Here is an 8823-nt window from a genome sequence, read left to right on the forward strand (position 1 = left end):
GGCGTGCTGGCGCACTGAAACCGCTTACAACCCTACCCGGCACGAGCCCGAAAAACAGCTGATTGCAGCGTAGGGGTTGACTCAGGAAACTCATGAGTGCACCTTCGCGATGATGGGGTCGGCGATGTACTTCTCGGCGAAGCGGCGCAGCGAGTCCTGTTTGGCGGCCAGCTCGCCGTCGAACCCGATGCCGTCGGCCAGCCAGGGCACCACGATGTTGTCGGTGACGCCCGCGTCGGCCAGATCCTGATAGCCCTCGCGACCGAACTTGTCGATGCAGACGGACTGGATCTCGAACGGCTGCTCTGACCGGCCGTATTCCGTGCGCAGGTCACGCAGGGTGGCGATGGTGGTGACCAGGTCGTCGAACTTCATCATCGCCGAGGTCCAGCCGTCGCCGATGCGGGCGGCCCGCCGTAGCGCCGGACCGGTGTGCCCGCCGATGTAGAACGGCACCCGTTCACTGGGGGCCGGACTCATCTGCAGCTCGTCGAAATCGAAGAACTCGCCGTGGAATTCGACCATGCCGCCGTCGAGCACCAGCCTGATGACCTCGATCATCTCGTCGACCCGGGCACCGCGGCGCGCGTACGGCACCCCGCACCACTCGAATTCCTCCGGCGCCCAGCCGATGCCGACGCCGAAGCCGAAGCGGTTACCGGACAGGTTGGCGATCGAGCCGACCTGACGGGCCAGCAGCAGCGGATTGCGGGAACCGAGTTTGAGGACGTTGGTGTAGAACCGCAGCTTCGTGGTGACCGCGGCCATGGTCGCGGCGGCGATCAGTGGGTCGACCCATGGTGTTTCCGGACCCCAGAACCGGCTGCCGTCGGGGGTGTAGGGGTAGTCGGCGGACTGGGATTTCATGTAGAACAGCGAGTCGGGCAGCCCGATGGAGCTGAACCCGCATTCTTCGGCCGTCTTGGCCAGCTCGGCGAGCTGGTCGAGAGGACTCAGTGCGATACCGAGGGTGAACTTCATTCAGGACGCTCGCTTCCTACAACCCACATCGAAAAGTATTGGGAGCCACCGCCGTACGCGTGGCCGAGGGCTTTGCGCGCGTTCGGCACCTGGTAGGCGCCCGCGCGACCCATCACCTGCTTGGCGGCTTCGGCGAACCGGATCAGGCCGGAGGCGCCGATCGGGTTGGACGAGAGAACGCCGCCGGAGGGGTTCACCGGGATGCGTCCGCCGATCTCCGTCTCGCCCTTGTCGGTGAGCTTCCAGCCGTCGCCCTCGGCCGCGAAGCCGAGGTTCTCCAGCCACATCGGCTCGAACCAGGAGAACGGCACGTAGATCTCGGCGACATCGATCTCCTCCAGGGGATCGATGATCCCGGCCGCCTCCCACAGCGCGGCGGCCGCATCCCGGCCCGCCTGCGGGTTGACCTGGTCGCGCCCGGAGAAGGTGGTCGGCTCGGTCCGCATCGCGGTGCCGTGCACCCAGGCCACCTTCTTGCCTTCGGCTTCGACCACCGCCGCCGCCTCGGCATCGCCGATCACCAAGGCACACGCGCCATCCGAGGACGGGCAGGTCTCATCGAAACGGATAGGGTCCCACAGCATTTGGGAGGACAGCACCGATTCGAGGGTGATGTCGGGCTGATGCAGGTGGGCGAGTGGGTTCTTCGCACCGTTGCGCCGATCCTTCACCGCCACCTGTGCACCGATGTGCATGGGCGCGTTCGACCGGCGAATGTAAGAGCGCACGTGCGGCGCGAAGTAGCCGCCCGCGCCCGCGCCGACCGGCATGGTGAACGGCACCGGAATCGACAACGCCCACATGGCATTCGACTCCGACTGCTTCTCCCAGGCCACGGCGAGCACCCGCTTGTGCACCCCCGCCTGCACCAGATTGGCGGCGACGACACCGGTCGACCCGCCGACCGAGCCCGCGGTGTGCACGCGCAGCAACGGTTTGCCCGCCGCACCCAGCGCCTCGGCCATGTACAGCTCCGGCATCATGACGCCCTCGAACAGATCGGGCGCCTTGCCGACGACCACCGCGTCGATATCGGCGATGGTCAGGCCCGCGTCATCGAGCGCACGATCGATCGCCTCACGGCACATGCCCGCCATGGACACATCCGTACGTTTTGTCACGTGATGGGTTTGGCCGGTGCCGAGGACCGCGGCGGAGAAGCCGGTCTGCTTGGCATTCATCGTGTCTCCGATTCCAGAACGGCGACCAGGTTCTGTTGCAGCGCAGGACCACTGGTCGCATGAGCGAGAGTCCGGTTTGCGGTGCCGGACATGATGGCCTCGGCGGCGCGGCCGATGCGCTCGAGGCCGGCCGAGAACATCGGGTTGGCGGCCAGCGCACCGCCGGACGGATTGATCACCGTGTTCGCGGACAGGCCGATCGCCTCGGCCAGGATCAGCTGCTGATGGCTGAACGGCGCGTGCAGTTCGGCGATGTCGAAATCACTGTTGCCGCCGGTCGCCGCCGCCGCTGCCGCGGTGGTCGAGGGGGAGCGGGTCAGGTCGCGGCCGCCGAGTGCCTGGGCGTCGATATTGTGCGCGATGCCGGTGATCCAGGCCGGGCGCTCACACAGCTCCCTCGCGCGATCGCCGACCGCGAGCACGATAGCGGCGGCACCGTCGGTGATCGGGGCGATGTCATGGGCGCGCAGCGGATCGGCCACATACGGTGCAGCGAGCAGACTTTCGAGGTCGCCGCCCGCGACGGTGGCCATGTCCTGCTCGGTCCATCGACCCGAGTCGAGTCCGGCGCGCGCCTGTAGTCCGGCCACCGACACGGCGTCGATCCCCAGCGGACCGACCAGGTACGGGTCGAGCTGCATGGTCAGAACCTGGCGCAGCGTGCCCGCCGAGGACTTGCCGAAGCCGTAGACCAGCGCGGTCTGCGCCTGCCCGGAACGCAGTTTCACCCAAGCCTCGTAGAGGGCCCAGGCGGCGTCCATCTCCACGTGCGACTCGTTGATCGGCGGCACCGCGCCGATCGCGTCGATCGCGGAGATGAACGAAAACGCCCGTCCCGCCAAATAATCCGAGGAACCGGAGCACCAGAAGTCGATGTCGGACTTGGTGATGCCGAGGTCGGCGTAGAGCTGCTGGAAACACGGCACGAGCATTTCGACGCCGTTGGTGGTGCCGTGGGTTTCCGGCACATGGGGTGCGTGGGCGAAACCCACCACCGCGATCTCGGGCCCGTGGGCTGCTGTGGTCAACGTGGCCTCTCTAGAGGTGATTCTGGTAGGACTCGTACGGGGCGTCTTGTTCCCCGGTGGGCCGGAAGTGGTCGATATTGGCCAGGGTGTGGCCCCACTCCTCGCGCGGTTTCCACACCGCCTCTACCCGCATGCCCATGCGGACCTCGCTCGCCTCGCAGCCGAGAATCAGGTGCAGGAACGGGATATCGGCGCCGTCGAGCAGCACGTAGGCGGCCACGTACGGCGGCTTGATCCGCTGGCCGAGGAACGGCACATTGACGATGCAGAAGGTGGTGACCGTGCCGGTGTCGGGTAGTTGGACCAGGTCGTCAGTGGGCTCGCCGGTGGTCGGATTGGCGCCCCGCGGTGGGAAATACACGCGCCCGCCCGCTTCGGAACGGCCGCCGATGAGCTTGCCCTCGGCGAGGCCGCGCAGGTAGACGCTCTCCTGGGGGGAGGCGGTGTGTTTGTAGTCGAGGGCGACCGGGGTGGTCAGCATGGTGACCGGTGCCTGCTCGGAATAGTCTGCGGTGCTGGTGCTTTCGCCGGGGACGAAGCAGGCGATGTCCTGGATGCGGCCGGTGCGCTCGTCGGCCCAGCGGGCGCTGACTCGCATTCCGGTGCTCAGTTGGTTGGGGGAGGTCACGTCGAGTGCGTGCAGTAGGGCGGTGTCGGCGCCGTCGAGCTGGATCAACGCCCACGCGAACGGGCGGTCGAACGGCTGGCCTGGCAGCGGCTCGGTCACCCACGTCCATGACTGGACGGTGCCGCTCGCCGCGACCTCGACCAGTTCGGTCAGCGGGGCACAGGTGAGTGGATCGTATTCGGGTGGTGGCACGAGTGTTCGGCCGTCGCTGCCGCGCACGCCGAGTATGCGGCGTTCGCGCAGTCCGGTAAGAAAAGCGCCGATGATGGGTCCGACGGACCTGGTGTAGTCGAAACGCACCCGAAGGGGTGCACTCAATACTTCCACTGCGGTATTCCCCTTGGTCACGATATCGAGTAGAACAGGTTCTTATTCTGCTCGCAAGGATTCGCCGAAAGGGCGCCGATCATGAAATTCGGATTGCAACTCGGATACTGGGGCGCGCAGCCGCCCGTCGACGCGGGCGAGCTGGTGATCGCGGCCGAGGAATCGGGGTTCGACGCGGTGTTCGCGGCTGAGTCGTGGGGGTCGGACGCGTTCGCGCCGCTGGCCTGGTGGGGCTCGTCGACCTCGCGCGTTCGCCTGGGCACCTCGGTCGCGCAGATGTCGGCGCGCACCCCGGCGGCCACCGCGATGCACGCGCTCACCCTCGATCATCTCAGCGGCGGACGGGCGATTCTGGGGCTAGGCGTCTCGGGTCCGCAGGTGGTCGAGGGGTGGTACGGGCAACCGTTCGCCCAACCTTTGAAGCGCACGCGCGAGTACGTCGACATCGTGCGGCAGGTGCTCGCCCGCCAGGCGCCGGTGACCTCCGACGGCACGCACTACGGGCTCCCGTATGCCGGTCCGGGCGCCACCGGACTCGGCAAACCGCTCAAGCCGATCGTGCACCCACTACGTGCGGATCTGCCGATCTGGCTGGGTGCGGAGGGTCCGAAGAACATCGCCCAGACCGCCGAGATCGCCGACGGCTGGCTCGCGATCTACTACGCCCCACGGCTGGCCGGGATGTACAACGAATGGCTCGACGAGGGCTTCGCGCGGCCCGGCGCCCGTCGCTCGCGCGCCGATTTCGAGATTGCGGCCAGTGCCCAGGTGGTGATCACCGACGACCCGGCTGCCGAGATCGAGCGGATGCGCTGGATCAGCGCGCTCTACATCGGCGGCATGGGCGCGCCGGAACTGAACTTCCACGCCCAGGTGTATCGGCGGATGGGGTACGGCAACGAGGTCGACGAGATCTCCGCGCTGTTCCAGGCGGGCCGCAAGGCCGAGGCCGCGGCGGCGGTGCCCGACGAGATGATCACCGACACCGCGATCTTCGGCGACGAGGCCCATGTGCGCTCGCGGCTGAAGGAATGGGAGGACGCGGGCGTGACGATGATGTTGATCTCGGTCTCCGATGCCGAACAAATGCGTAGGCTCCAACCCCTTGTCGCCACGTAGAACACGTTCTAAATTCGAGGGGTGAGTCAGCAGACAACGGAAGTCCTCGGACTGTGGAATATCGCCGCGACGGATCCCGAGCGGATCGCCGTCGTCGACCCGGACGGCCGCGAGATCACCTATCGGGAATTGGCGACCCTGGCCAACCGCTACGCCAACGGGCTACGCGGCATCGGATTGAAGACCGGCGACGTCGTGGTCAGCATGCTGCACAACGGCGTCGAGGCGATCGCGGCGTACTTCGCCGCCTACCAGGCGGGGCTCTACATCGTCGCGGTGAACTGGCATCTGACCGCGCCGGAGATCGCCTACATCCTCGGCGACAGTGACGCTTCGGCGTTCCTGGCGAGCGAGCGGTTCGCCGCGACGGCTGCTGAGGCCGCTGACCTGGCCGGCCTGCCCGCTGACGCCCGGTTCGCGGTCGGCGCGGTGCCCGGCTTCCGGCCGGTGTCGTGGCTGGGGGCCGCCGATACCGGCAGGCCGTCGGATCGTTCGGTCGGTGCGCCGATGCTCTACACCTCGGGAACAACGGGGCGGCCCAAGGGCGTTCGCCGTCCGCTCACCGGTGCCGATCCCGATGAGGTCCCCGCGCCGAACAAGGCGTTCTTCAGCCTCTTCGGACTGGCGCCCTACGACGACCACGTGCACATCTGCGGCTCGCCGCTCTATCACACGGCCGTGCTGAACTTCTCGACCATCTCGATTCAGTTGGGGCACAAGCTGGTTCTGATGGATCGGTGGGATGCCGAGGACATGCTCGCGCTGATCGAACGGCATCGCGTGACCCACAGTCACATGGTTCCGACCCAGTTTCATCGCCTGCTCGCCCTGCCTGCCGAGGTGCGTGCTCGGTACGACGTGTCCTCGCTGCGCAGCATGGTGCATGGTGCGGCACCGTGTCCGCCGCAGACCAAGCGGGAGATGCTCGAGTGGTGGGGGCCGGTCGTCACCGAGTACTACGCGGCCACCGAGGGCGGCGGCACCGTGATCAACGGTGCCGAATGGCTGGTCAAGCCGGGCTCGGTGGGCAAGGCGTGGCCGTGGTCGGTGATCAAGGTGCTCGACGAGACCGACGGCACCGAGCTCCCGGCGGGCAAGGAGGGCCTGGTCTACATGCGGATGGGCGCTTCGAGCTTCGAATATCACCATGCCAAGGAGAAGACCGAGGAGTCGCGCGTCGGTGACCTGTTCACCGTCGGCGACATCGGCTACCTCGACGACGACGGCTACCTGTTCCTGTGCGACCGGCGCTCGGACCTGATCCTGTCCGGCGGGGTCAACATCTACCCGGCCGAGATCGAAGGCGTGCTGATGAGCCATCCGAAGGTGGCCGACGTGGCGGTTCTCGGTGTGCCGGACCCGGATTGGGGTCAGCAGGTGAAGGCGTTCGTGCAGCCGGTCGAGGGCGTCGACGACTTCACCGACGAACTCCTCGAATTCGCCGCCGGTCAGCTCGCGAAGTACAAGCTGCCCCGCACGGTGGAATACCGTGCGGAGCTGCCACGCGATCCCAACGGAAAGCTGTACAAGCGCCGCCTGCTGTAACCGCTCAGACGGGCTCGCGCCATTCTGGCTCGAGCCCGAACAGCGGGAACAAGCGCTGGGTGTCGAGGAAGAAGTTGAGGCCGGCGATGGTGTCGCCCTCGAGTTCGAGCACCGTGATCGACCACGGCACCCAGACGCCGGGCTCCTCGCTCGGCTTGTAGTGACCGAAGGCGGGCGATCCATTGGCCTCGATAGGCACCATGCGCGAGTTGCGGCAGGCGCTGCCCGTGCTGAGCATGAACGCGGCCACATTCTCGGGTCCGGAGATCCAGAGGTCGAACGGCGGCATCGACAGCGCCACATCGGCTTTCAGCAAGGTGGTGAGCGCGTCCATGTCGTAGGCCTCGAACGCGCTGACGAAATCGTCGATCAGCTTGCGCTGGTCGGGATCGGTCTCGTCGAACTTGTCGGCGACCTTCGGCTGCACCTTCGACATGGTGGCCCGTGCCCGCTGCAAGGCGCTGTTCACCGACGCGGGCGACATCATCAGCGCCTCGGCCGTCTCGCCCGCCGAGAAGCGCAGCACCTCGCGCATGATCAGGATCGCGCGCTGTGTGGCGGGCAGATGCTGGCAGGCCGCGACGAAGGCCAGACGCAGGGTGTCGCGGATGGAGGCGTGGTCGGCCGGGTCGGCGCCGAAAGCGAGCGCGTTCGGGATGGGCTCGATCCACACATAGTCCGGCTGGGGCATGGGCAGCGGCGAATCCGGGCGCCCCGGCCCGTTGAGATCCATCGGTCTGGCGCGGCTCTGTGGGCGGTCGAGCATGTCCAGACAGATATTGGTGGCGATCTTGTACAGCCACGACCGCAGGCTCGCGCGACCCTCGAAGGAATCGTAGGAGCGCCAGGCGCGGGTGAAGGTTTCCTGCACCGCGTCCTCGGCCTCGAACGAGGAGCCGAGCATGCGGTAGGCATACGCGCACAACTCGCGCCGATGCGTCTCGAATTCGGCGAGTACGGCGGGGTCAGGGCCGGTGGTTGCGGTTGTGGCGTCGCTCATAGTTTCACCCTGCCACAGGGGTCCGACAGCTGACAGGGGTGAAAACGAACTATCTCGATTCGCGAAGTTTGCGTGGGTGCGATGAATCGGGGTCGGTCGCCGCGTCTACATGTTCGAGACCGCAACGACGCCCCGAAAGGCTGAATCCCATGAGCAACAAGATGATCTTCATCAACCTTCCTGTCGCCGACCTCGACCGCTCGAAGAGCTTCTATGAGGCGCTGGGCTGGAAGGTCAACGAGGACTTCACCGATCAGAACGCGTCGTGCATCGTCATCGACGACAACATCTGTTTGATGCTGCTGACCAAGGACTTCTTCACCACGTTCAGCAAGCGGCCGATCGCTGATACGACTGCTCGGATCGGGGCGGCATACGCGTTGTCGCTGGGGAGTGCGGCTGAGGTGGACGTGCTCGCCGATGCGGCGGTGGCGGCGGGGGCTACCGAGGAGGTCAACGATGACAAGAAGGCTCAGGAGGCTCAGGTCGGGATGCATGGGCGGACCTTCATTGATCCCGATGGGCACCAGTGGGAGCCGTTCTTCATGGATTACCCCGGGGTGTAGGGGTTGGGCCTCTGGGTTAGTGGGCCCGGGTGGGTTTTGGCTGGCGTCCCCCCCGGGGGGCGGTAAGGCACCGCCGGGGTTCGCTGGCCGCGGGTGGGTGTCCGGCACGGCTCCGGGGTTTGGTAGGCGCGGGCGGGATGTCCGGCAGAGCTTCGGGGTTTGGTAGGCGCGGGCGGGATGTCCGGCAGAGCTTCGGGGTTTGGTAGGCGCGGGCGGGATGTCCGGCAGAGCTTCGGGGTTTGGTAGGCGCGGGCGGGATGTCCGGCAGAGCTTCGGGGTTTGGTAGGCGCGGGCGGGATGTCCGGCAGAGCTTCGGGGTTTGGTAGGCGCGGGCGGGATGTCCGGCAGAGCTTCGGGGTTTGGTAGGCGCGGGCGGGATGTCCGGCAGAGCTTCGGGGTTTGGTAGGCGCGGGCGGGATGTCCGGCAGAGCTTCGGGGTTTGGTAGGC

General features: G+C 66.8%; 8 protein-coding genes. 3 read left to right on the plus strand and 5 right to left on the minus strand.

Annotated features, from left to right (window positions below; all coding sequences use genetic code 11):
- Positions 1–90: 90 nt before the first annotated feature.
- From ACFWUP_RS31130 to ACFWUP_RS31145, 4 genes are read right to left on the minus strand one after another with little or no spacing between them, the layout of a single operon-like run.
- On the minus strand, positions 91–981 hold the full coding sequence (locus tag ACFWUP_RS31130) for a TIGR03619 family F420-dependent LLM class oxidoreductase (protein ID WP_379239567.1): 891 nt from the start codon (positions 979–981) through the stop codon (positions 91–93).
- Entirely contained in the window at positions 978–2162 is a 1185-nt protein-coding gene (locus ACFWUP_RS31135; RefSeq protein WP_379239568.1) for a thiolase domain-containing protein, read from the minus strand. Before ACFWUP_RS31135 ends, ACFWUP_RS31130 begins: the two co-directional genes overlap by 4 nt.
- A complete protein-coding gene (locus ACFWUP_RS31140; protein WP_379239569.1) occupies positions 2159–3190 on the minus strand; it encodes a thiolase domain-containing protein in 1032 nt (343 codons plus the stop codon). Before ACFWUP_RS31140 ends, ACFWUP_RS31135 begins: the two co-directional genes overlap by 4 nt.
- Positions 3191–3200: 10 nt before the next feature.
- Positions 3201–4166: a Zn-ribbon domain-containing OB-fold protein gene (locus ACFWUP_RS31145; RefSeq protein WP_379239570.1), complete on the minus strand. Its 966-nt coding sequence runs from the start codon at positions 4164–4166 to the stop codon at positions 3201–3203.
- Positions 4167–4226: 60 nt separating this feature from the next.
- Between ACFWUP_RS31145 and ACFWUP_RS31150 the strand changes: the two genes are divergently transcribed.
- Both ACFWUP_RS31150 and ACFWUP_RS31155 read left to right on the plus strand, forming a co-directional pair.
- Complete coding sequence (locus ACFWUP_RS31150) at positions 4227–5264, plus strand: LLM class F420-dependent oxidoreductase (protein WP_379239571.1); 1038 nt, start codon at positions 4227–4229, stop codon at positions 5262–5264.
- A gap of 21 nt (positions 5265–5285) precedes the next feature.
- The gene (locus tag ACFWUP_RS31155) at positions 5286–6809 is read left to right on the plus strand and encodes an acyl-CoA synthetase (RefSeq protein ID WP_379239572.1); all 1524 of its coding nucleotides are present in this window, start codon (positions 5286–5288) and stop codon (positions 6807–6809) included.
- A 4-nt stretch (positions 6810–6813) separates the two neighbouring features.
- Here the strand turns inward: ACFWUP_RS31155 and ACFWUP_RS31160 are convergent, their stop codons facing one another.
- On the minus strand, positions 6814–7809 hold the full coding sequence (locus ACFWUP_RS31160) for a sigma-70 family RNA polymerase sigma factor (RefSeq protein ID WP_379239573.1): 996 nt from the start codon (positions 7807–7809) through the stop codon (positions 6814–6816).
- A 149-nt stretch (positions 7810–7958) separates the two neighbouring features.
- Here ACFWUP_RS31160 and ACFWUP_RS31165 point away from each other — a divergent pair, with 149 nt between their 5' ends.
- Positions 7959–8375: a VOC family protein gene (locus ACFWUP_RS31165; RefSeq protein ID WP_379239574.1), complete on the plus strand. Its 417-nt coding sequence runs from the start codon at positions 7959–7961 to the stop codon at positions 8373–8375.
- Positions 8376–8823 lie beyond the last annotated feature (448 nt).

Origin of the sequence: Nocardia sp. NPDC058658 (assembly GCF_042716665.1) — a bacterium.
Taxonomy (GTDB): domain Bacteria; phylum Actinomycetota; class Actinomycetes; order Mycobacteriales; family Mycobacteriaceae; genus Nocardia.